Here is a 23,046-nt window from a genome sequence, read left to right as displayed (position 1 = left end):
TGTGTAATGCATGCTTGCACGATCATCCGTTAGCAGCCGCGGAGCTGCGGTCCGCGACATCCAGCGCCGCGCACCGCTGTCCGCCGACTTCTCGCGCCTGTGGGTCGCGCAGGGCGCCGGCGTCGCCGCCGCGCAGGTCGCCGAGCTCGCGCTGCCGCTGCTCGCCGTGCTCATGCTGAACGCATCCGCGCTCGAGCTCGGCCTGCTCGGCGTCGCACGCTGGCTGCCGTTCCTGCTGCTCGCACTCCCCCTCGGCGTGCTCGTCGACCGGCACCGGCGGCGCCCGATGATCGTCATCTCCGACTGGGGCCGTGCGGCCCTGACCGTCGCGATCATCGCCTTGGCCGTCGCCGGCGTGCTGACGACGCCCGCGCTGCTGCTGCTCGCCGCGGCGATCGGCTGCTTCACCGTGCTGTTCGAGGTGTCGTACCAGTCGATCGTGCCGAGCGTCGTGCCGCCGTCGGGGCTCGAGCGCGCGAACTCCCGCCTCGCGGCGACCGCGGCCGCCGTGCAGGTGGGCGGCCCGGGCCTCGGCGGCATGCTCGTGCAGCTCATCTCCGCCCCGCTCGCCCTGCTCGTCACGGCGGTCGGCTACGTCGTCTCGGCGGTCTCGGTCACCGGCATCCGCGCGCCCGAGTCGCCGTCGACCAGCCGCGCCGGGTTCGCCACCGAGCTGCGCGAGGGCATGTCGTACGTGCGTCGCGACAAGTACCTCGTCGCCAACCTCGGGTTCTCGGCGCTCTACAACCCGTTCATCCAGTGGGTCATGGTGCTGTTCCTGCTGCACGCCGTCGAGCAGCTCGGCCTCGATGCCTTCCAGGTCGGCCTCATCCTCGCGATCGGCGCGACCGGCGCGCTGGCCGGGTCGCTGCTCGCGGGGCCGCTCGTGCGACGGTTCGGGGCGGGCCGCCCCATCCTGTGGACCGCGGTCGCCGAGTGCTTCGTGCTGCTCCTGCTTCCGGTCGCGGATGCCTCGTGGGGGGCGCCGGCGCTCGTGATCGTGCTCGGCCTCGTGTTCGCGGTGGGCGACGCCGGTGCGACGCTGTCGAGCGTCATCCTCATCACCATCCGCCAGCTGCGCACCCCCGACCACCTGCTCGGCCGGGTGAACGCGAGCATGCGCTGGGTCTCGTACGGCACGATCGCGTTCGGCGCCGCCGCGGGCGGCATCGTCGGTGAGCTCGTCGGCACGCAGCTCGGCATCCTGATCGGCGTGCTGCTCACCTTCTCGGCCGTGATCTGGGTCGCGCTCGGACCGCTGCCGCGCGTCGGCGACCCGACCGACCTCGCGATCGCCGAGCGGCGCGAGCAGGAGGCATCCGCCCTCGCCGCCGGGTGAGGAGCGGGCGGGCGCCGGCCCTGCTCAACCGGCCGGGGCGCGCCGCTGCGCGCGTCGATCGCGCTTCGAGCGCCGACGCTGTTCGGCGAGCCGGCGGGCCGCGAGCGACGACTGGTCGGGGTCGCCCGGCGAGAGCGCGGCGCGCAGCAGGTTGCGCTCGCGGGCGGCGGCACGCAGGTCGGCCATGCCGACCGACGTCGCAAGCACCGGCGCGGCCACGACCACGGCGACCGCGACCGCGAGCGCGACGCCGGGGCGGGCGGTCCCGAGGTCCGTTCCGGCGAGCCCCGCGATCACGAAGAGCGCGAGCGGCATGATCGCGGCGACGATCGCCGACGACGCCCAGCGCCCGGCGCGCGGATCGAGCAGGAGCGCGTCGGCCACCTCCTCGGGGGCACGCCTCGGGCCGCCGTCGGCGACCCAGCGCACCGCGGCCAGTTCGACGCGGCGCATCATCGCGAGCCGGGCGATGCCGAGGGCGGCCGTGATCACGAGCACACCGGCGATCGCGACGCCGCCCCAGAGGCTCAGCCCGTCGATGAACCGCTCGACCGGTTCGTCGAAGTAGCGTTCGTCGCAGCGCTTGCACGGCTGCCGCAGCCAGACGGAGACGAACCAGATCGCCCCGACGGCGAAGAGCGCGCACACGGCGATGACGAGCAAGCGGTCGACGCGTTCGAAGAACCGGGGGTGCAGCAGCGCGGGCGGGTCTGCGACCGGGGATGCCTCGCGCCGACGCTCCTCGGCGAGGTCGGCGGCGACGACCGAGCGCGCCCAGCCCACCTCGAGCTCGGCACGGCGGGCCTCCTGCCCCTCCTCGACGCCGAGCAGCAGCGACCGCACCACGAGCCATGCGACCACCAGTGCCGCGCTGACGCCGACGACCGTCCACACGACGGGGGTTCGTCCCTCGTCGTCGACGAGCGCGAACAGCAGGCAGAATCCGCCGACGGCCATGGCGATCACCGCGACGGCCAGCACCGCACGGCGGAGGTGCCGGGCCGGAAGGATCGCGAGTCGGCCGCGATGCGCCGCCGACGGCACCTGACCGGGATTCGCGGTCACGTGGCGTTCGAGCAGCCGCAGCGCCGTCGCGGCATCGAGGGCTCCGAGCAGCGGGATCGCGAGCGCCAGCACCGCGGCGAGTCCGAAGAGCGGCAGCACCGTCGCGCGGAGGAACTCGTCGAACTCGAGGGCGCGCGACAGGTCGCCCAGCGCTTCGTCGCCGACGATCGCGGCGACGAGCAGCAGCAGCCACGTCGCACCGGCACCGACCGCGAAGGCGTTCACGAGGCCGACCGCGGTGCGGGCGAAGGCCGACGCGTGCGTCTCGGGCACCTCGACGAACCTGAGGTCGCGCAGTTCGCGCCCGGCGCGGGCGCGCTCGGCGCGGCGTCGCACGGTGCGGTCCCTTGCGGTCATGCCCGTCAGGCTATCGGCTGCGGATCGGCGCGCTCGGGTCGATGGCGGCGAGCGCCGCCTCGAGCGCCTCGGCGAGCGCGTGCACGCCGTCGGCGCCGGCGGGCGCGAACTCGCGGTCGATCGCCGGCAGGTAGGCCTTCGCCCCGTCGAGGAAGCGCCGACGCCCCGCGGCGGTGAGCACGGCGTAGGCGGAGCGCCGGTCGTCGGGGTTCGCCTCGCGGGCGACGAGCCCCGCGTCGACGAGGTCGTCGACGAGCCGGCTCACGCGGGTGCGGCTCAGCACGACCCGCTCGCCCAGCTGGCCCATCGTGAGCGGCCCGCCCTCGTCGTGCAGTTCGAGCAGCACGTCGTACCAGCTGAGCGGCAGGCCGCCCTCGGTCGCGACCGCCCGCTCGAGCCGGGGCAGCACGGCGGCGTGCAGGCGCAGCAGGGACTCCCAGGCGCGTTCGGCATCACTCGGCTTGCTCATGTCCCGAACCCTACCACTTGCGTGCGTGCGCACACATATGCCAGACTCGCCCTCGTCGATTTATGTGCGCTTGCACACACTTGAAAGGATCGAGCCATGACCACGCTCCTGCACATCTCCGCTTCGCCTCGTGGTGAGGCCTCGCACTCGCTCGCCATCGCCCGGAGCTTCGTCGAGTCGTTCGCGGAGGCCTCGCCCGAGGCATCCGTCTCGCACTGGGACCTCTGGGACGGGTCATTGCCCGCCTTCGGCCCCGACGGGGCCGGCGCCAAGATGCGGGTGTTCGCGGGCGACGAGCCCGAGGGCGCCGAGGAGATCGCCTGGCACCGCGCGCGCCTCGCGTTCGAGCGCTTCGCCGCCGCCGACCTCTACCTGTTCAGCCTGCCGATGTGGAACTCGGGCGTGCCGTACATCGCGAAGCAGTTCATCGACGTCGTGAGCCAGCCGGGCTGGGTGTTCGGCTTCGACGGCGAGACGGGGTACTCGGGCCTGCTCGAGGGCAAGCGCGCCGCAGTCGTCTACTCGAGCGCGGTCTACGGCGAGGGCCGTCCGCCGTCGTTCGGCGCCGACTTCCAGCAGCCGTTCTTCGACGGCTGGCTGCGCTGGGCGGGCGTGAGCGAGATCGACTCGATCGAGTTCCGTCCGAACCTCGCGATCGCCGACGCCGAGCCGGGTCGCCTCGCCGCGCACGCCGAAGCGCGGCGGCTGGGTGCCGAGTTCGGGCGCGACGCCCGGGCCGCGGCGGCCTGACGCGCCACGCGCGAGGCATTCGGGGGTTCACCCGATACCGCCCGCCCGCGCGGGTCCGCTTGGCTCGAGGCATGTCTCTCGTCACGTTCCTGCGCGGGTGGGCGGCGGTCGCCGTCGGCTGCCTGCCGCTCTTCGCCCTCATGCTCCTCCCCCAGCTCATGCGCAGTCGCGCGGGCAGCGAGTCGCTGCTGATGGTGGGGATGCTGCTGCTCGTCGCCCTGCTCGCCGCCGCGATCGTGTTCGCGCCCGTGTTGAACGCGATCGCCGCACCGGTGGCCGGCACATGGGAGCCGCGCACCGCGCTGCGATCCGCCCGCGAGGTCTGGCGTCGCCGCACCGGGCAGGCGTGGCTCGCGTTCGGACTGCTCGTGCTCGTCTACGGCGCGGGCCAGGCGGCCGGCTACCTCGTCGGCGAGGCGGTGCCGTACGTGCACGACAACCCGGCGGCCGCGACCGATCCGACCGCCCCGCTGTGGACCATCGACTACCCGGCCTACGCACTGCAGGCCGTCGTGCTCTACGCCGTCACGACGGTCGCGATCGCGCTGTACGCGGCTCGCCTGCGCTCGCTCGCGCTCGGCCGTTCGGCGCCTTCGGCGGACGGCGCCCCACGTGGCGCCGGTGTCGCCGCCGACTGACCGACGCCGGTACCGGTCGCGCTTCACGGCACGGTCGGTTGCGCCTCATCGTGAGGCGCAAGCGACGTTGCTGGATCGGAGACCCACGCGAGTTTCCGACACGCGTTCGTCGCTTCGCGCCTCGGTCGTTCGGCGGCAGGCGGCGCGTACACCGCGAGGCGCTCGCGCAGCGATCCCGCGTGCAGCTCGAAGAGGTGCCCGTCGTCGTCGTAGAAGTAGACCGACTCGCCCTCGCCGTCGACGCGCGACCGCGGCGGGCGCACGTCGAGGCCGAGCCCCGTGACCGTCTTGCGAAGCGCGGGCAGGTCGGCGCGCTCGACCTGGAACGCGACGTGGTTGTAACTGCGCGGCAGCCCGCCGTCACCGAGCATCGTCGCCACCCAGGTCGCGGCGTCGCCCTCGCCGACGAGGAAGAACCGCTCCTCCGACAGCGAGAAGGTGTCGCGGCCGCTGTCGTAGACGCGCACCGCGCCGAGCACCTCGGTGAGGATGCGCTCCATGCGGTCGAGGTCGCGCACGATGAATGTCACATGGCTGAGTCCGCTGCTGGTCACCGGGTCAGGCTACGCGAGGCGCACCACGCCCTTCGCGGCAACCTGCCGCCCCGAGCCCGATCTCCGTGCGCGCACGGATGCGGCGACGTCGCACCGCGCCGACACTCGCTCCTGTTGTCATCACCCGACCGAAGGAGCCCCCGATGACCGAATCGAACCCGACCACCTCCGCCGGCGTCGGCAGTGATGCCGACCGCGAACTCAAGTCCCGGCACCGCAGCATGTGGGCGTCGGGCGACTACCCGGCGGTCGCCGCCGACCTCGTCTGGCCGCTCGGCGCGAAGCTCGTCGACGCGACGGGCGTGAACGCGGGCGACCGCGTGCTCGACATCGCGGCGGGAACCGGAAGCGCCGCCATCCGGGCCGCCGAACAGGGCGCCGTCGTCGTCGCGAGCGACCTCGTGCCCGAACTCTTCGAGGCGGGCCGCCGCAACGCGGCCGACGCCGGCGTCGAGCTCGAATGGGTCGAGGCCGACGCCGAACGGCTGCCGTTCGACGACGCCGCCTTCGACGCGGCGATCTCGGCCATCGGCATCATGTTCGCGCCCCACCACGAGGCGGCGGCGGGCGAACTGCTGCGCGTCGTGCGCCCCGGCGGCCGCGTCGGCGTGCTCAGCTGGACGCCCGAGGGGTTCATCGGCCGCATGTTCCGGGCGATGAAGCCGTTCGCGGCGCCACTGCCCCCGGGCGCGCAGCCCGCCCCGCTCTGGGGCGACGAGTCGCACGTGCGCGAACTGCTCGGCGACGCGGTCGACGGCGTCGAGGTGCAGCGCGACTCGGTCGCGATCGACCGCTTCGCCACGGGCGCCGAGTTCCGCGACTACTTCAAGGCCAACTACGGCCCGACGATCGCGGTCTACCGCCGTATCGCCGACGACGCCGACGCGGTGCGGGCGCTCGACGACGCGCTCGCGGCGCTCGGCGACACGCAGTTGAAGAGCGACGGCGACGGCACGATGCGCTGGGAGTACCTGGTCGTCACGGCGACCCGTCGCTGACCCGCTCGTCCGGTTTCGAGACGCTTCGCCGCTCCGCGTCGGCGCTTCTCAACCAGCGGAATCGCTCTGCGTCGGCGTCACTCGACCAGCGCAGCGACGAGCACGTCCGCCCCCGTGAGCCGTGTTCCCAACCGGCTCACGGGGTTGCTCCCGTCTCGGCTCGTCGGGCGCCGGCCTCGTCCGGCCACCCGAGGCGGAAGCTCATCATTGCGCGGTGCAGCTCGTGAAACCGGTCGTCGCCGGTGCGAGCAGTGTTCCGTTGACGCCGATGCTGCCCGACGCGCTCGCGTTCAGTCCGTTGACGTAGTTCTCGACCCCGGGTGTCCCGGTCACTCCGGCCGGCAGCCCGTCGATGCCGAAATCGTTCGTCGTGGGGCTCGTCGAGTTCTTGGCGAGGTGGATGCCGGGAGCGACCACGCCCCCTGTGCTGGTGCCGCCCTTGGTGGTGTTGCCCGAGATCTTCACGCAGAGTCGGGCGTCGTCCGACGCCGTCGCGCCCGACTCGATCCGGATTCCACCGTACGCGCCCCCGGTCGGGGCCTGCACGGTGTTGTTGAGGATCTGGGCGGTGACTGCTGAGACGCCATACGCGTCGACTCGCACACCTGGTCCGCTGGTCGCGCCGACGTTGTTGTTCGTCATGCGCGCCGCGAGCGTCGCGCCGACGTTCTCGAACGACAACGCCGTCGCACTGATGCCGGCGCACCCGCCCGTGTTGCCCGCTGCGATGACGTTGGCATCGAATTCGGCGGTGACGTTCATGGGCCCGCCCGCCCGCAGGCCGATCCCGTCGCAGTCGAGGTGACGGATCGGCTCCGCGATCGTGCCGTTCTCCGAGACGTCGAGGTTGCCGTCACCGGCACCGAACAGCTGGACGTCGACGAATCGATCGGGCTGGTGCTCGAGCCCGCCGGCACCCCCGTCCATTCGGTTGCCGGTGATCGCGATGACGTTCGTCGAGTTGCCCGGCGTGCCGAGCACCGCTTCCGTCGGGCCGTTCTGGTTTCCACCGACCACGCGAACACCGTATCCGTCGCGGAAGTCGGTGATCACGTTGCCCGAGATCGTCGCCTTCGTGATCGTCGCCGCACCGACGGAACTGCCGGTCGCCGACACGAACACGGCCGAGCCCGGCGTGAGTTCGTCGCCGGAGTCCGCGATGCGGTTGCCGCTGATCGTCGCCCCGGAGATGGTGCCCCCGCGGTTGGCGATCGAGATGCCGGATGCCTCGTTCGAGGTGAGCACGTTGTTCGAGATGTCGACCGCGCCCGAGAGGTTCACCAGGTTCGCCCCGTCGAACGCGATGCCGTCTTCGCCGTCGCCGTCGCCTGCGCCGGTGACGGTGCCGTTCGTGAACGAGAACCCGTCCACGCTGGCGCCCCAGACGCCGTCGCCGGCGCTGTTCTCGATGCGCATGTTGCGGAGCGAAGCATCGACCGTGTTCTGCAGCGAGATGCCGTGGCCCGTGGCGGCCGCGATCGTGCCGCCCGAGGCATCCCCACCCTGAATCGTGCTGCCGCCGCCGGTGACGTGCAGGCCGCCCGCCGAGCCCGTGCCGGCGAGCACGATGCCCGAGGTCGCCCCGTTCGACGAGATGCGCTCGAACGTGACGTCGTCGGCCCCGATGCCGGTCAGCGCGATGGAGAGCGCGGTGCCGGTCGTGCTCGCGAGCTTGTTCCCCGTGCCGGTGACGACGATGGTGCCCGAGGTGGAGACGTCCAGCGCTCGGCCGCTCGTCGTGGTGACGTCGAGGCCGCCGCCCGTGATCGAGAGGCTGTGCCCGCTGGAGGATCCGAACTCGATTCCGTCGACGGCGCCGGTCTCGAGGTGCTTCGACGGGCCGGACAGCACGGTGGCGCCGCCGGTGTTGTTCGCGACGATGATGCCGCCGCCCGCGTCGCTGCCGTCGGTGATCGAGCCCGAGAGCGTGACGGTGCCGCCGGTGCGGCTCTGGATGTCGACGCTCGCGGTCGCCGGGCCGTCGGTGATCGAGCCGCCGTAGGAGATGTCGCCGTTGCCGCCGCGCACGCGGAACTGGGTGAGACCGGACCCGCCGCCCGAGAGCTCACCGGTCGCCGCCGAGAACGTGCCAGCGCCGATCTGGTCGATGTTGATGCCGTACGGGCCGCTCTTCGTCGCGGTCACCTCGTCGAACGAGAGGTTCGAGCCCGACGAAGCGCCGACGTGGACGGCCGGACTGTTGGTCGCGACGATCTTCGCGGTCGCGCTCGCGGGCACGGTCACCGGGCCGGTCAGGCTGAGGCTGAATGCTGCTTGGCCCGTGCCGTTCGTGCGGATGTCGAGGTCGCCGAACGTGAGGGCGCCGGTCGTCTGCTGCAGGTTGACGCCGCCGCCGTTGGGCACACCGGCGGTGACGACCCGGTCGATCTGGCTTCCTTCGAGATTGCAGAGTCGCGCGAGGAAGGTCCACCCGGTCCCCGTGGTGCGGATCTTGACAGTCGATGCCGGGTCGAACACGACCTTCGGGGTGGAGTCGACGAACACGCCGAAGCCGACGACGTCGACCTCGAGGTCGCCGATCAGGTTCGTGCCGGTCATGCCCTGCAGCGCGAGTGCGATACCCCCTTCGACGGTGTCGACGATGCGCACGTCGTCGATGGTCGCGTCACCGCCCGGGTCGCCTGCGATGTCGACGACGCCGATGCCGCCGCCCGCAGTCATGGGGTGCACCTCGATCCCGGCGATGCGGTTGCCGACGCCGAGTCCGACGACGTACACCCCCGAGGCCATGGTGATCGTCGGCCGTTTCGCCGGGTCGCCGGTGTGCAGGGTGCGGCCGCCGACGACGAGGTCGGATGCCTCGCCGATGAGCTGCTGGTCGTCGTCGAGCGCGATCGCCGTCGAGTACCCGGTCGTGGTGCCGTCGCCGTCGAACACGAAGATGTCGTCGCCCGCGCTGCTCGCCGCCGCAGCCTGCGCGATCGTGTCGAAGGGCCGGCTCACATTGCCGCTGTTGCCGTCGGCGGCGTTGTCGACGTACCAGACGCAGTCGCTGATGGCGATGGTCACGTGCCCGGTGTCGGTGAGCGCGCCGTCGGTGACGGTGTAGTCGAACCCGTCGGTGGTGGCGGTGCAGCCGTCGGGCGGAAGGTAGGCGACGTCGCCGTCGGCCTCGAGGGCGACGAGCCCGCCCTGCTCGGTCACGGTGACGCCGGCCACGATCGCGAGCTCGGTGCCGGGGTCGGCGTCGGTGTCGCCGTCGAGCAGATCGCCGATGACGACGAGGTGCGGGCGGGCGGGGTCGATCGCACCGTCGGTCGGGTCGTCGATGACGAGGAGGGTGTTGCCGACCGCTGCGCTCGAACCGTCGAAGGTCTCGTCGTCGGCATGCGGCGCGTCGGCGATGCAGGTCACCGTGACCGAGACCTGCGCGTTCGCGTCGCCCGGGGTGAGCGTGTAGCTGAACACGTCGGGGTCGCCGCCTGGAGCGGTGCAGTAGTCGGGGTCGGGCTGGTAGGTCAGCCCGGTGCCGGCGCCCGTGATGACGACCGCGCCGTGGTCGGGCTGCACGACGCTCGTGATGCTGCGGGGACCGCCGTCGGCGTCGGGGTCGTTCGAGAGCACGTCGATCGCCGTGGCGGAGGCATCCTCGTCGATCATCGCCGCGTCGTCGACGGCGTCGGGCAGGTCGTCGACGCACGTGACGGTCACACCGACCGTCGTGGTCGACCCGCCGGGCGCGAGCGTGTAGGTGAAGTCGTCGGTCGTGGTGCCGGGCGGGTCGTTGCAGAACGCGGGATTCGGTTCGTAAGTGAGCGACGCCTCGCCGTCGGCGACCTCGACGGTGCCGTGGTCGGGCTGGGTCACCTGGTCGATCGCGATGGGCCCGCCGTCGGTGTTGCTGTCGTTGGCGAGCACGTCGATGGCCGAGGCGCCGCTGTCCTCGTCGACGGTCGCGGTGTCGGCGACCGCCGTCGGCGGTATGTCTTCGTCGACGTCGCCGACGTGGATCGTGAACACCTGCTCGAGGCTGCCGCCGTAGCCGTCGGTGCCGCGCACCCGGATCGAGTAGCTCTGCTTCGCCTCGTAGTCGAAGCTCGAGGCGGTCTTCAGCGTCGAGCCGGTGATCGTGAAGCTCGCGTTGTCGTCGTCACCCGTGCCGCTCACGAGCGCGAACGCGGCCGTCGCGGCGGGGTCGCCGTCGACGAGGGCGAGCGTGCCGACGACGGTGCCCGCCGGCTCATTCTCGAGCACGTCGTCGTTCGAGAGGGTGAGGGCGCTCGGGTCGTGGTTGCTGATGAGCCAGCGCTGCTCCCCGGCGAGGCAGGCGGTCGAGGCATCCACACGGCGCAGCACGCCCGAGCTCGGCGCGCAGAAGGAGATCGGCTCGCCCGTCGTGGTCGGCACGACGAGCTTGGTGCCGGCCGGCTTCGTGCCGGTGCACGACTTCGCGGAGGTGAAGCGGCGCACCGAGCCGTCGGGCTGGACGCAGAGCGCGGTCGGCCCGGGCCAGATCGTGACGACCGTCTCCTGCTTGGGGCGGCAGTCGCCGGCGCCCGAGGCCGCGCGCAGCAGCCCGTTCGACTTCTGGGCGCACGCGTAGCGCAGCTGCGTCGCATCGTCGGCGGCGTAGGCGACCGACGGCGCAGCGAGCACGAAGACCATCGCAAGCACGGTGAACAGCACGAGGGCGAGTCGCGCCGGCCGCCGCGCCTCGAGGGTGAGCACCTCGACGGTGCGCGGGCGGGACGCGTGGGACATGGGTCCTCCTCGAGGCGGCGCCAGCGCCGTCCATCCGCGATCGTCGGGCTCGATGCGGAACTAGGGCCGATACTCGCCCCCGTGGGGCACCATCCGCTAGCCCCGAGAACGGGGGTCGCGGCTGACCACCGACACGCGGGCGCGCTGCTCGTTGTGCCGGGCCGCAGACCGGAGGATCCTGAGACCATGAGCGATCGTGAGGATTTCTTGATTTGGCTGCACGAGGACTTCGTGCGGGCCGAGCGGGCGATGTTCAACGGCGACGACGGGCCCCGGCGCGCGATCTGGGCCGAGGATGAACCCGTGAGCGTGCTCGGCGCCTGGCGCAACGCGACGAATCGCGCCGAGCTGATCGAGGCGTTCGAAGAGCTCGCGACGAGCTTCTCGGACTGCACCGACTACGCGTTCGACCTCGTCTCGTTCGACGTCGGCGGCGAGATGGCGTACACCGTGGGCTACGAACGCGTCGCGGGGTCGGTCGACGGCCAGCCGCGCACCTTCACGCTGCGCGCCACCCAGGTCTACCGGCGGGGCGACGACGGCTGGCGGGTCGTGCACCGGCACGCCGACAAGGTCGGGTAGCCGGGAGGGTCGCATGTCCACCCCGGTCGAGGCCGACTACCTCGTGGTCGGCGCCGGCGCCATGGGGATGGCCTTCGTCGACGCCCTCGTCGACCACGCGCCCGACGCGCGGGTGGCGCTCGTCGACCGACGTCACAGCGTCGGCGGGCACTGGCTCGAGGCCTATCCCTTCGTGCGCCTGCACCAGGCCTCGGCGCTCTACGGCGTCGCGTCGACGCTGCTCGGCGGCGGTCGCGTGCAGCACCGCGGGCCCGAGGCGGGGCTGCAGGAGCGGGCGACGAAGTCGGAGATCTGCGCGTACTACGAGCGGATCCTCGCCGAGCGCCTGCTCGAGTCGGGCCGGGTCGAGTTCTTCGCCGGCTGCGAGCACCTCGGCGACCATACGTTCGTCTCGCGGGTCTCGGGCGAGCGTTTCGCGGTGCCCGATCGCTGCCGCGTCGTCGACGCGCATTACCTCGCTCCGCGGGTGCCGGCCGAGGTGCCGCCGCCCTTCGAGGTCGGCGACGGCGCGCGGGTCGTGCCGGTCAACGAACTCGCGCACCTCGACGAGCCGCCGAGCCGCTACGTGATCGTGGGGTCGGGCAAGACCGCGACCGATGCGTGCGTCTGGCTGCTGGGGCGCGGCGTCGCCCCCGACGCGATCACGTGGGTGCGACCCCGCGACCCGTGGATGCTGAACCGCGCCGTCGTGCAGCCCGTGCCCGAGGTGTTCCTCGGTTTCGTCGCCGACATGATGGAGGCCGCCGAGGCGGCGAGCACGCTCGACGACCTGTTCCTGCGGATGGAGGACGCGGGCATCATGCTGCGGGTCGACCGTTCGGTGACGCCCACGATGGCGAAGGCTCCCACGCTCGCGCTGTGGGAGCTCGAGCTGCTGCGCACGATCGAGCACGTCGTGCGCCTCGGGCACCTCCGGCGCGCGGAACGCGGAAGCATCCACTTCGACGACGGCTCGATCACGATCCCTTCCGACGCGCTCGTGGTGCACTGCGCCGGCGAGGGCCTCGTCTACCGCCCGCTCGTGCCGGTCTGGTCGCCCGGCGCGATGACGCTCCAGCCGATCCGGGCGGGGTTCCCCTGCTTCGGTGCGGCGATCGCCGGCTACGTCGAGGCCACGCGTTCCGACGACGACGAGAAGAACCGGCTCTGCCCGCCGTCGCCCTACCCCGACTCGATGGCGTCGTGGGCGCGGATGACGGCAGTTGGCACCCGCAACGCGGGATCGTTCGGGGCTGAACGCGACATCTCCTCCTGGGCGTCGACGGTCGCGATCAATCCGGCGCGCATCCCACGGGATGCCCCGCGCTCGGCCGTGCTCGACGACATCATCGATCGCGTGAAGACCCACTCGGGGCCGGGGGCGGCCCGCCTCGCGGAGTTGAGCGAGCACTCGCCTGAGTGAGTTCGTCGCGCGCTGCCCGGCCCGTCGGCCGTGATTGTTCGTGCGGCGGCCGCTGCACCCGCACGCCGAGCGTCCTGAAACGGCACGCGCGATACGGTCGACTCGACGCCCCGTCGCCTCGACCCCTCGAGAGGAAGCCCATGACCGCGAACGCCGCAGACCAGTTGAAGGTCCGCCCTCGCATCTGGATCGGCCTGGCGATCTGGCTCGCCTACGTCGCGATCATCTTCGCGATCCAGTCCGCGAGCGGCATCCGGTACGACACCTGGGGCGACAGCGCTGGCAACCTCTTCTTCGGCGGCGGCATCTCGCTGATCATCGCGACGGCGCTGCTCGCGATCACGACGACCCTGCTCGGCTGGTGGCGTCCCGCGATGTTCGACCGTACGCCGAGCCGGCACCGCTGGCCGATCTTCGTGCCGATCCTGGCGGCGATCGCGGCGGTGATGAACCTCGCGGGCACCGATTGGAGCGCATACCCCTTTGCATTCTTCGGGGCGTCGCTCGCGCTGCTGCTCGTGGGCTTCACGGAGGAGCTCGTGAACCGCGGCCTGCTGCTCACCGCCCTGCGGGGCCGGCTCGGCGAGGGCTGGGTCTGGTTCATCACCACCGCGCTCTTCGCGCTCATGCACTTCGTCAACGTGCTGCTCGGCGCGTCGGTCGAGGCCACACTGCCCCAGGTCGGTGCGGCGTTCCTCGGCGGCACCGTGTTCTACATCCTGCGCCGCACGACCGGGTCGCTCGTCTGGGCGATGCTGCTGCACAGCCTGTGGGACTTCTCGGTCTTCGCGACCGGCGTCGGACATGCGGGCGACGTCGCCTCGATCGCAACGGTGCTGTACCTCGTGGCCGGCCTGCTGGGCCTTGGTTGCGTCGTGTTCGTCATCCGCGGCTCGAACGAGCGGCCGGATGCCGCCTCCGCTCCGACGTCGACTGCGGCGAGCGCGGCCGTCTGAACGAGGAGCGCCTGGCCCCGCGCGCCTGAGGCTTGGGCGCCGTCACCGCGAACGCGGGCCCTACGGCGATCCTGCTCCAGCCCGGCGAGCTCGGGTGCAGCCCGGGCACCGCGCTGCTTCCGGCCGAAGAACTCCAGTCCCCGCACTGACGGCCCGGCCGCTGATCGATTCGCGACTCCGACGTTCGCGCCGTCGGGGAGGGGACCCGGCGGCAACTGCGAACGGCGATCGCGCTCCGCGCAAGACCACGGCAAGCTTCCAGGTCAACACGACGCCCGCCTACGTGAACGTCAACTCCTTCGACAAGTGAGGCAAGCCGCTCGCTCTCTGCACGCCGGCGTCGTCAGTACCGTCACCGGCATCGGTGGAGGAGCCGGCTCCTGGACGACCTCGTAGTCCGGCTCCGTCACGGAGGCGCACGCTGCCGCTGACGCGGCGAACACCCGGTCCTCGATCACGAGGGCCGGGTGTTCGATCGAGGTGGGGCGTCGCCGTGCCTATTGGGTGATTGACTGGGTCGGTGCCCGACATTCCCACCCATCTGAACATCGCCGGAACCGAGTTCGCACGCATCGACTCGCCCGATTCGATCGCATGCTGGACGGCGACCCTCGATTCCGCAGGCGGGGACGATGATCGATCGGTGAGCATCGTCATCGAGCCGGCTGCCTCGCCCGAGCAGGGCGTGTTGCAGCTCGCCGCTGTCGTGGTGGCGCGATTCGACGAGTTCACCGATCTCGCCGCCGAGTATCTGCAGCAGCGACTCGGTGAACCGGAATACAGGCTGAGCGACGTCGAGCTCCTGGCTCTGCATGGCGCTGAACCGCCGTTCGGTGAACCCGAGGCGGTGATCTGGGCTGATGGCAGCTGGATGCTCCGGTTCGCGGAGTCACGGCTCGAGATCGCGGACCCGTACGGGATCGGGGTGCTCTTCGACGGGACGAGTCCGTGCGCGATCGAGGACCTCTCCGACGCCGACTCGGCCTAGCTTCTGCTCCTGGAGTCGCGGCCGGTCGAGGAGCGAAGCGTATCGAGCCCCTCACGAGGTCTCGATACGCTCCTTCGTCGCCACTCGACCGGCAGACGTGGTTACGCCGCCAGCGGCACCACTCCCGCTGCCGCGACGACGAACTCCCCGTCACGGGCGTCGACGTGCACCGCTCCCCCGTCGCCGAGGGCGCCGGAGACGAACAGGTCGCTGATGCGGTCGTCGACCTCGCGCTGGATGACCCGGCGCAGGGGCCGCGCACCGTATGGTCGCCGACGTCTTCGAGGCGGCCGAGTCGTCGGCCTCGCTCGACGACTTCTTCCTGCACCTGGAGGATGCGGGCATCATGCTGCGCGTCGACCGCTCGGTGATGCCCACGATGGCCCGGGCGCCGACGCTCGCGATGTGGGAGCTCGAGCTGCTGCGCTCGATCGAGCACGTCGTGCGGCTCGGCCACATCCGCCGGGTCGAACGACGACGGATCGAGTTCGAAGACGGCTCGATCGAGACCGCCGACGACGCCGTCGTCGTGCACTGCGCGGGCGAGGGCCTGCTCAACCGGCCGCTCGTGCCGATCTGGTCGCCCGGCGAGATCACGCTGCAGCCGATCAGGTCGGGGTTCCCCTGCTTCGGGGCGGCGCTCGCGGGCTACGTCGAGGCGACCCGCACCGATGACGACGAGAAGAACCGGCTCGCCGCGCCGTCGCCCTACCCCGACTCGATGGCCGCCTGGGTGCGGATGACCGTGGTGGGTGCCCGCAACGCGGCGGCATTCGGTGCGGCGCCCGGCATCGCCGCGTGGGCATCGACGGTGGCGATGAACCCGGCGCGCATCCCGCCCGGCGAGCCGCACTCGTCGCAGCTCGACGACGTGCTCGTACGCATGCAGGCGCACGCCCGCCCCGGCATGGCACGCCTCGCCGAACTCACCGCCACCACCGCTTGAGGAGCGCCGCCCACCCGCTGGTTGAGCAGCGCCCGACGAAGTCGGACGCGTATCGAACCGCCCCCGCCGGTTGAGTAGCGAGCGACGAAGGAGCACGCGTACCGAAACCATGTGACCCGTAGGCTCGCATCATGGCCGGCAAGTACCGCTACGACACCGAGGTCGTGCGAATCTTCTACGACTTCGCGGAATCGGTCGTGTGGTTCCCCGATCCCGTCGACTACGACGAGAGCCGACTGAGCAGCGCTCTGGTCGCCGACCTCCGTGCTTGGGGCAGCCTCCACGAGACCGGCCGCGATGAGGACTACGAGTGGCGATCGCCCGATCTTCGCCGCCAGGCGGAGCTCGCGCTGCGGGAGCTCGCGCGTCGGTTGGGTCGCGAACTCGGATCGGCCTTCGAGATCGAGTACGACGTCGATCGGGCGACGTATCGTTCGCCCCATGCGCCGACGAATCGCGCGGCGGCGGCAGCGTTCGCGGCGCGGGCGGCCGGCGCCGAATGGTGACGAACGCCCGGCCCTCGGGGAACGAGGGGCCGGGCGTTCGGATCTGCAGATCGGGTCACCGGGTTTCGATACGCGTCCGACTTCGTCGGGCGCTACTCAACCAGCGGTAGGCATTACGCCGCCATCGGCACGAGGCCGGCGGCGGTCACGACGAACTCGCCGTCGCGGGCGTCGACGTGCACCGCTCCCCCGTCGCCGAGGGCGCCGGAGACGAACAGGTCGCTGATGCGGTCGTCGACCTCGCGCTGGATGACCCGGCGCAGGGGCCGCGCACCGTACTCGGGCTCGTAGCCCCGTTCGGCGAGCAGCGCGACCGCGGCATCCGTGACCTCGAAGCCGACCTCGCGCGACGCGAGGCGACGCGCGGTCGCACCCAGCATCAGCTTCACGATCTGCGCGAGCTGCGGCTGGTCGAGCTTCTGGAACAGCACGATCTCGTCGATGCGGTTCAGGAACTCGGGGCGCATGGCCTCGCGCACCTTGCCCATGACGCGCTGGCGCACGTCGTCGGCCGAGCTGAAGCCCGAGGCATCCGCGCCGGCGACGAAGCCGAGCGCACCCGACCGCGACGCGAGGAACTCCGAACCGAGGTTCGAGGTCATCACGACGACCGTGTTGCGGAAGTCGACCGTGCGGCCCTGGCCGTCGGTGAGGCGTCCGTCGTCGAGCACCTGCAGCAGCAGGTTGAACACGTCGGGGTGCGCCTTCTCGATCTCGTCGAACAGCACGATCGAGTACGGGTTGCGCCGCACGCGCTCGGTGAGCTGGCCGGCCTCGTCGTAGCCGACGTATCCGGGAGGGGCGCCGACGAGTCGCGACACGGTGTGCCGCTCGCCGAACTCCGACATGTCGAAGCGGATCACGGCGGTCTCGTCGTCGAACAGGCGGTCGGCGAGGGCCTTCGCGAGCTCGGTCTTGCCGACGCCCGTCGGCCCGAGGAACAGGAACGACCCGACCGGCCGACGCGAGTCGCCCATGCCGGTGCGGTTGCGGCGCACGGCCTTGGCGACCGCGGCGACCGCGTCGTGCTGCCCGATGACGCGCTGGTGCAGCTCGCCCTCGAGGTCGGCGAGGCGCTCGCGCTCGGTCTCGGTGAGGCGGTTCACCGGGATGCCGGTGGCCCGCGAGATCACGGCAGCGATCTCGGCCTCGTCGATGACGGTGGCATCGGATGCCGCGGCGCGACCCTGCTCGGTGACCTCGTCGAGCTTCGCCTGCACCTTCGAGATCTCGTCGCGCAGGCGCGACGCCTCCTCGTAGTGCTCGGTGCGCACGGCGGCGTTCTTCTCCGCCTCGAGTTCGCCGAGTCGCGACTGCAGCGCAGACACGTCCACCTTCACGCCGAGTCGCAGCCGCAGGCGCGCGCCGGCCTGGTCGATGAGGTCGATCGCCTTGTCGGGCAGCACGCGGTCGCTGAGGTAGCGGTCGCTGAGTTCGACGGCGGCGCGGATCGCGGCATCCGTGTACTCGACGCCGTGGTGCCCCTCGTATGCGGGCTTCAGGCCCTGCAGGATGAGCACGGCGTCTTCGATCGACGGCTCGCCGACCCGCACCGGCTGGAAGCGGCGCTCGAGCGCCGGGTCCTTCTCGATCTTGCGGTACTCGTTGAGCGTGGTCGCGCCCACGAGGTGCAGCTCGCCTCGCGCGAGGCGCGGCTTGAGGATGTTGCCCGCGTCCATGCCACCGTCGCCCGCACCACCGGCGCCGACGACCGTGTGCACCTCGTCGATGAAGACGATGAGCTCGCCCGTGTTGGCGGCGATCTCCTCCATCGTCTTCGTGAGGCGCTCTTCGAAGTCGCCGCGGTAGCGGGTGCCGGCGAGCATGCCGGGCAGGTCGAGCGCGATGACGCGCTTGCCGAGCAGGGCCTCGGGCACGTTCTCCTCGACGATCGCGCGGGCGAGGCCCTCGACGATCGCCGTCTTGCCGACGCCCGCCTCACCGACGAGCACGGGGTTGTTCTTCGTGCGGCGCGACAGGATCTCGATGGTCTGCTCGATCTCGTCGGCACGCCCGATCACCGGGTCGAGCTCGCCGTTCGCGGCGCGCTCGGTGAGGTCCATGCCGAACTTGTCGAGCATCGGCGTGGTGCTCTCTTCCGCAGGTTGAGTAGCGCCCGACGAAGGAGGACGCGTATCGAAACCAGCCTCCGTGCCGTCGTGCTCCCGCATCCCCTGCGTCAGCGCCTCAGCCGTCACCCCGGCCCGAGCCAGCACCTGCCCCGCAGGCGCATCCTGCCCCAGCACGAGCGCGAAGAAGAGGTGCTCGGGGTCGATGTACGTCGCCCCCGACGATCGCGCCACCTGGTAGCTGTGGAACAGCGAGCGGGATGCGCTCGGGGTGATGGTGGCCGCGTTGATGTCAGCCGTCTCGGATGCCGCGGGCAGACGCGCCTCGGTCGCCGTGATGATGCGCTCGGGGCTCGCCCCGATGCGTCGGATCGCCTGCTGCACGCTCTCGTCCTCGACGATCACGCGAAGGATGTGCAGGGCGTCGAGCTCGGTCTGTCCGCGCTCGAGGGCGAAGCGCCCGGCCTGCTGAAGAATCGATTGGGTGCGCGCGGTAAGGAACCGGCTGAGGTCGATCGACCGCGCCTGTCGCGCCTGCTCACCCGCGAGGTATCGGGCGAGGAACTCGTCGAACGAGCTCGCGCCTGCCTCGTTGAAGTCGTTGGGCACCTGGCCTCCTGGTTGAAGTTGAGTGTGGTTCGCTCAAGTTCAACGCAGGCCGCGTTCGACTATTCCCGCGGAATTCTCGACGGCGCAGTGACAGACCCTCTTCCGATATCCGCAAGAACGACTGAGCGATCCACTAGCTTGGCCTAACACACCCAGAGAGAACGAGGGTCATGAAGCTTGAAGCCTGGGAACCCGACCTGCAGAGCCTCTACGCCCGGTACGTAGACGGGTCGCTCGACCTGCAGCCAGCCTTTCAACGTGGACTCGTTTGGTCGCGTGAGAAGAAGGCGCGCCTCGTCGATACCATCCTCCGAGGCTGGCGCATCCCGCCCGTACATCTCATCGTCCAGAGCGACGAGAGACTGTCCGTCCTAGACGGTCAGCAGCGACTGCAATCCCTCTTCGACTTCATCGACGGAGGATTCGCGGTTCAAGAGTTCCCGCCATTCGACGAGGCTGTGTCGACGTATGCGGGCCACCGCTTCAAGTCGCTTCCTGTGAGTGTTCAACGCAGGGTTCTGTCCTCACGCGTTAGTTCCTACCGGCTCTTCGACTACGCAGCCGATGAACCCTATGAGCTCTTCTTTCGATTGAACCTGCCTACCGGACTCACGCAAGCCGAGAAACGCAACGCCCTCGCGGGGCGAGCCCGGGAGCAGGTACGCGACCTCGTGGCATCCGCGGAACGAGCAGGTTGGGGCAAGGATCTGCTCGGATTCTCGGACGGTCGGCTCGCCTACGACGATGTCATTGCTCGATTGTGCGCCTACCTCGAGCGGCAATCGATCGCGATCCCACTCACGGTTCGAGACATGGAGGACTTCTATCGTGAACCCGCTGGCTTTTCGGTCAGGACTGAGGAGCTGGCGCGGATCGCCCTCGAAACGTTCACATACGCCGCCCGCTCGGCAGACAACCGCATCCGACTCAACAAGGCCACACTTCTGACCTGGCTCATCGTGGCTGCCCGGGCGAAGCTCAGCGACGTGCAAGGCCGAGTGAAACTGACAGGTGCAATGGAAGAACTAGAACTCGCCAGGCTTTCGTATGGTCGGTCATCGCAACACCGAGCGGTTCGACAGGTCACCGATCCTGCGTACTTTGCGCCGATTGCGGCGCTCTATCTCGACCGTTCAAGTCTTCGGGTGGCTGACGTCCTATCTGTTCAGGCGCGAGACGCGGTGGCATGGCTTGCTGTCGCGTACTTCAATGCTGACCAAAGTCTCCCCCCTATCGTGCGCGAGCTACGTCAGAACGTTGCCGCGCTTCCCTTTCAGGGAAGCGAGTCGTTCGAAGACGGGCTCCTCTCGCTTGTTTCCGCGTGGCCGCAATGGAGTGACCTCCGGTGAAACTCTCCCAAGTTGCGCATAGCTGGCGCCGAGTCCTGGACGATTGGGACGGCACAACCCGGTTTGTCCGCGTCGAATCAACCGACGACTTAGGCTTCCATGCCAGCGCCGTCGACCTGCGTGGCGGTCTCTTTGTTTTGGCAGGTGTGAACTCCGGAGGGAAGACGCGACTCCTGCGCTCTCTCGCCGACACGATCAACAAGGGTGGTTCGGGGCCCGCCACAATGGAGTGGGGCGGCAGTCCCCCAAGCAGAGCAATCTATGTCGACTTCTTTGAGCTGCTCACCCGTCAATGGATGACGTTATCGGCGGGAGTTGATCTCGACGAGCAAATCGAAGCTGCCGGTCTTACACCGGTCCGGGAAGCCGATCGCCGCGACATCTCATTCGTCGTGGGCCGAGACTACACTCGCGTGTCCGTCGCCGAGCTGGACAATACGATCGCGCCTAGCCCAATCCATGGAGACCCGGCGGAGGTCGGCCGGTTCTTCCGCCCCGAAGTCGTACCATTTTTTGCGGTTGAGTCCGGTGATCGCCAACACGACTCTCGAGAGCTCAGTCGCGGGGAACTCTCCGCGCTCACGCTCTATTGGGTTCTTCGCCAGATGGAAGCAGGAACGGTGCTCTTACTAGACGAGCCAGATGTGCTGCTCTCCCCGATGTCCGCCGCAAGGGCGCTCGACCTAGTTGTTGACCGCGCAAACTCCTCCAAGACACCAGTTGGTATAGCGACCCACTCTTACCTCGGTCTCGCAACGGCTCCTCGATCAGCACAGGTCCTCTTGCGCCTCGACACTGCGGGACGAAGCACCCTGACTACTCCCAGCACCCTGTCGTTGTGGAAAGCCCTACGTGTCGCGGCGCCACGGCAGATTGTGTTTGTCGTAGAGGATGAGATGGCGAAGCATCTCTTTTCTGAGTTGCTTGGACTGACCTCGTTTGCCTACCTCGACTTGGCGGAGATCTGGATCGGAGGGGATGCGCAGAATGTGCGTACGGCGGCCAGTCTCCCTCGCCCCACCGACGCAAGCATCGCGATCTGGGGGGTGCTGGACGGTAACGAAACAGTACGACCAGGTTCCCTACGCGCAGGCCTGAAGCTCCCTGGCGAGCTCTCGCCCGAAGAAGGAGCAATCAAGATAGCTTCCGATCACCCCGAGCTCTTCGCGGCCAACCAGAAATCGATCGCCGACGCCCTTGACGCGACCACCGGCGACAACCCGCATGATCGAGTAACCAAAGTGGCTGCCTCAATAGGTCAGACTGCCAAGAGTTTCGTAGCGGATGCATGGAAGCTCTGGCTGCTCCAAATCGATGAGGGAAGGGTCGCACTCTCATCCTTCCGCGATGCCATTGAATTGGTCACGCCGCCGTCATCCACCTAGGTCGTGCTCTGCGCGAAAGACGTGCGGCAACGATGCGCTATTCATGCGGCACCGGACGCTGCGGCCTTTTGTGACGTATGGAATCACATCGTCCAGTCGGGACACCCCGCCCCACGAAACTGCGCCTGACCTGGCCACCATGTTCATCATTTAGAGCACGAGGAATCGAAGCAGCGCAATTCCTGTGGTCACAACGAGCCCGACCAGGATCGGAACAGCAAGGATCGCGATGAGGCGAAAGGTCGGACCCCATCCGCCATCCACTGCCCGCTCGATGACAGCCCACTTCAGTCGCCCCGACTCAGGGAGACGGCTCGTCCGGTTCTTCGCCATTGGCAAGCGCCTCCTTCCCCTTCAGCGCAACACTCCGGTTCGCAGCATCCCGCAGCTCCCGCCGCTCCTCCGTGGAGTACGGCGACGAAAGGCGGTGGAGCGACGCCAGCCGTCGCCCTTCGGGATGGTCAACGTCCGCCACCCGCCGCTCAGAGGAGAGGAGGAGACCGCGTGCCCTCAACTCCGACAGTCCAGACTCAGCAGTCGTGCGCGAGATGCCGTAGTACGCCTGAGCACGGTCAATCGCCAACTCGGTCACGGGGTACTGATTCGTTTCCTTCAGGAGAATGAGCAGAACTGCAAGCCCCGGCCAGCTGAGCGTTGCGTGGTGTTCATCGAGCCAGAAGCGCTTCGGTAGCGCAAAGTAACTGTCACCGCCCTTGCCCGTCGGACTGGCATAGTCGCCACCGCTGCCATCTTCCTTCAGGGGACGAACGTTCACGAGCCGGCCCTTCCGCTGACGCTCGACGAGTTTCAGTTCCTCGAGAACACCCCACGCGTGCGACAGCGCTTGGGGGGTCCAGGTCAAGCTGCCCCGCTGCTCGCTACCCAAGAAGCGAATCCACGTTGCTGCCGGCAGGGGGGCAGCCTGGCGTCGCAGCCATGGCCAGTTGGCGAGCAGCGCAAGGTAGAGCACGGCTGCTCGATGATTGCGCTTCAGGTGCGGCAGCATTGACGGCTGGCTGCCCTTACCTCCGCTTGGCGGACGCTGGATCAGAACGTGCCGGACTTTCGCGTAGGAGCTGGTTGCGCGTTGAAGGTAGACTTCGCGCGTGTCGCGCGAGTTCGCAGCAGGGGCGTCTTCCGGGAAGAGGCCAGCTTCGCTTGTGAGCGCATTATCGATCGGTGCCACCATGCGAGAACGATATCACCCGCAGGGTCCTACCATTCCGTTTTCACGGCACCTTGATTCGCGAGTGGCGTCACAATTATGAGATAGCTTAGATAGCGTTGAGACAGCATTGAGATAGCTAGACAGCTTCGATGGGCCACTTCGCCGTCACTCCGTCGCCCCTTCCTCCCTCGCGA

Annotated in this window: 17 protein-coding genes and 2 pseudogenes; 12 read left to right on the top strand and 7 right to left on the bottom strand. The window is 69.5% G+C overall.

Annotated features, from left to right (window positions below):
• Nucleotides 1–10 precede the first annotated feature (10 nt).
• Nucleotides 11–1,339: an MFS transporter gene (locus PX701_RS11810; RefSeq protein ID WP_275506389.1), complete on the top strand. Its 1,329-nt coding sequence runs from the start codon at nt 11–13 to the stop codon at nt 1,337–1,339.
• A gap of 24 nt (nt 1,340–1,363) precedes the next feature.
• Here the strand turns inward: PX701_RS11810 and PX701_RS11805 are convergent, their stop codons facing one another.
• Complete coding sequence (locus PX701_RS11805) at nt 1,364–2,761, bottom strand: hypothetical protein (RefSeq protein ID WP_275506388.1); 1,398 nt, start codon at nt 2,759–2,761, stop codon at nt 1,364–1,366.
• A gap of 10 nt (nt 2,762–2,771) precedes the next feature.
• Nucleotides 2,772–3,230 (bottom strand): MarR family winged helix-turn-helix transcriptional regulator, encoded by a 459-nt coding sequence (locus PX701_RS11800; protein ID WP_231431901.1) that lies wholly within the window; start codon nt 3,228–3,230, stop codon nt 2,772–2,774.
• 96 nt (nt 3,231–3,326) lie between these two features.
• Here PX701_RS11800 and PX701_RS11795 point away from each other — a divergent pair, with 96 nt between their 5' ends.
• Nucleotides 3,327–3,980, top strand: coding sequence for an FMN-dependent NADH-azoreductase (locus PX701_RS11795; RefSeq protein WP_275506387.1), 654 nt, complete (start codon nt 3,327–3,329; stop codon nt 3,978–3,980).
• A 71-nt stretch (nt 3,981–4,051) separates the two neighbouring features.
• Nucleotides 4,052–4,618, top strand: coding sequence for a hypothetical protein (locus PX701_RS11790; RefSeq protein WP_275506386.1), 567 nt, complete (start codon nt 4,052–4,054; stop codon nt 4,616–4,618).
• A 122-nt stretch (nt 4,619–4,740) separates the two neighbouring features.
• On the opposite strand, the pseudogene fosX reads toward PX701_RS11790, so the two are convergent.
• Nucleotides 4,741–5,172, bottom strand: a pseudogene (gene fosX / locus PX701_RS11785) (FosX/FosE/FosI family fosfomycin resistance hydrolase); the annotation flags it as partial.
• Nucleotides 5,173–5,315: 143 nt separating this feature from the next.
• On the opposite strand from fosX, the gene PX701_RS11780 reads away from it, so the two are divergent.
• A complete protein-coding gene (locus PX701_RS11780; protein WP_275506384.1) occupies nt 5,316–6,170 on the top strand; it encodes a class I SAM-dependent methyltransferase in 855 nt (284 codons plus the stop codon).
• Between the two features lie 204 nt (nt 6,171–6,374).
• On the opposite strand, the gene PX701_RS11775 is transcribed toward PX701_RS11780, so the two are convergent.
• Nucleotides 6,375–10,892 carry a beta strand repeat-containing protein gene (locus tag PX701_RS11775; protein ID WP_275506383.1) on the bottom strand — a complete coding sequence of 1,506 codons (4,518 nt, stop codon included), beginning with the start codon at nt 10,890–10,892 and terminating at the stop codon, nt 6,375–6,377.
• Between the two features lie 186 nt (nt 10,893–11,078).
• Between PX701_RS11775 and PX701_RS11770 the strand changes: the two genes are divergently transcribed.
• From PX701_RS11770 to PX701_RS11755, 4 genes are all read left to right on the top strand, one after another.
• A complete protein-coding gene (locus PX701_RS11770) occupies nt 11,079–11,474 on the top strand; it encodes a YybH family protein (protein WP_231431906.1) in 396 nt (131 codons plus the stop codon).
• A 13-nt stretch (nt 11,475–11,487) separates the two neighbouring features.
• Nucleotides 11,488–12,876: an NAD(P)-binding protein gene (locus PX701_RS11765; protein WP_275506382.1), complete on the top strand. Its 1,389-nt coding sequence runs from the start codon at nt 11,488–11,490 to the stop codon at nt 12,874–12,876.
• 140 nt (nt 12,877–13,016) lie between these two features.
• On the top strand, nt 13,017–13,832 hold the full coding sequence (locus PX701_RS11760; protein ID WP_275506381.1) for a CPBP family intramembrane glutamic endopeptidase: 816 nt from the start codon (nt 13,017–13,019) through the stop codon (nt 13,830–13,832).
• Nucleotides 13,833–14,475: 643 nt separating this feature from the next.
• Nucleotides 14,476–14,820 (top strand): hypothetical protein, encoded by a 345-nt coding sequence (locus PX701_RS11755; RefSeq protein WP_275506380.1) that lies wholly within the window; start codon nt 14,476–14,478, stop codon nt 14,818–14,820.
• A gap of 101 nt (nt 14,821–14,921) precedes the next feature.
• Here the strand turns inward: PX701_RS11755 and PX701_RS18560 are convergent.
• Nucleotides 14,922–15,086, bottom strand: a pseudogene (locus tag PX701_RS18560) (hypothetical protein); the annotation flags it as partial.
• Between PX701_RS18560 and PX701_RS11750 the strand changes: the two are divergent.
• Entirely contained in the window at nt 15,086–15,766 is a 681-nt protein-coding gene (locus tag PX701_RS11750; RefSeq protein WP_275506379.1) for a hypothetical protein, read from the top strand. The pseudogene PX701_RS18560 and the gene PX701_RS11750 overlap by 1 nt on opposite strands.
• A 131-nt stretch (nt 15,767–15,897) precedes the next feature.
• Entirely contained in the window at nt 15,898–16,272 is a 375-nt protein-coding gene (locus tag PX701_RS11745; RefSeq protein ID WP_275506378.1) for a hypothetical protein, read from the top strand.
• A 113-nt stretch (nt 16,273–16,385) separates the two neighbouring features.
• Here the strand turns inward: PX701_RS11745 and PX701_RS11740 are convergent, their stop codons facing one another.
• Complete coding sequence (locus tag PX701_RS11740; RefSeq protein ID WP_275506377.1) at nt 16,386–18,950, bottom strand: ATP-dependent Clp protease ATP-binding subunit; 2,565 nt, start codon at nt 18,948–18,950, stop codon at nt 16,386–16,388.
• 170 nt (nt 18,951–19,120) lie between these two features.
• On the opposite strand from PX701_RS11740, the gene PX701_RS11735 reads away from it, so the two are divergent.
• The gene (locus PX701_RS11735; protein WP_275506376.1) at nt 19,121–20,299 is read left to right on the top strand and encodes a DUF262 domain-containing protein; all 1,179 of its coding nucleotides are present in this window, start codon (nt 19,121–19,123) and stop codon (nt 20,297–20,299) included.
• The gene (locus PX701_RS11730) at nt 20,296–21,684 is read left to right on the top strand and encodes an AAA family ATPase (protein WP_275506375.1); all 1,389 of its coding nucleotides are present in this window, start codon (nt 20,296–20,298) and stop codon (nt 21,682–21,684) included. The genes PX701_RS11735 and PX701_RS11730 overlap by 4 nt, the downstream gene beginning before the upstream one ends.
• Nucleotides 21,685–21,985: 301 nt before the next feature.
• Here PX701_RS11730 and PX701_RS11725 read toward each other — a convergent pair whose 3' ends face one another.
• Entirely contained in the window at nt 21,986–22,873 is an 888-nt protein-coding gene (locus tag PX701_RS11725) for a hypothetical protein (RefSeq protein ID WP_275506374.1), read from the bottom strand.
• Between the last annotated feature and the right edge of the window lie 173 nt (nt 22,874–23,046).

Origin of the sequence: Agromyces chromiiresistens (genome assembly GCF_029167465.1) — a bacterium.
GTDB classification, from domain to species: domain Bacteria; phylum Actinomycetota; class Actinomycetes; order Actinomycetales; family Microbacteriaceae; genus Agromyces; species Agromyces chromiiresistens.
The sequence above is the reverse complement of the archived record's forward strand: the minus strand, read 5'-3'. Positions and strand labels throughout refer to the sequence as shown.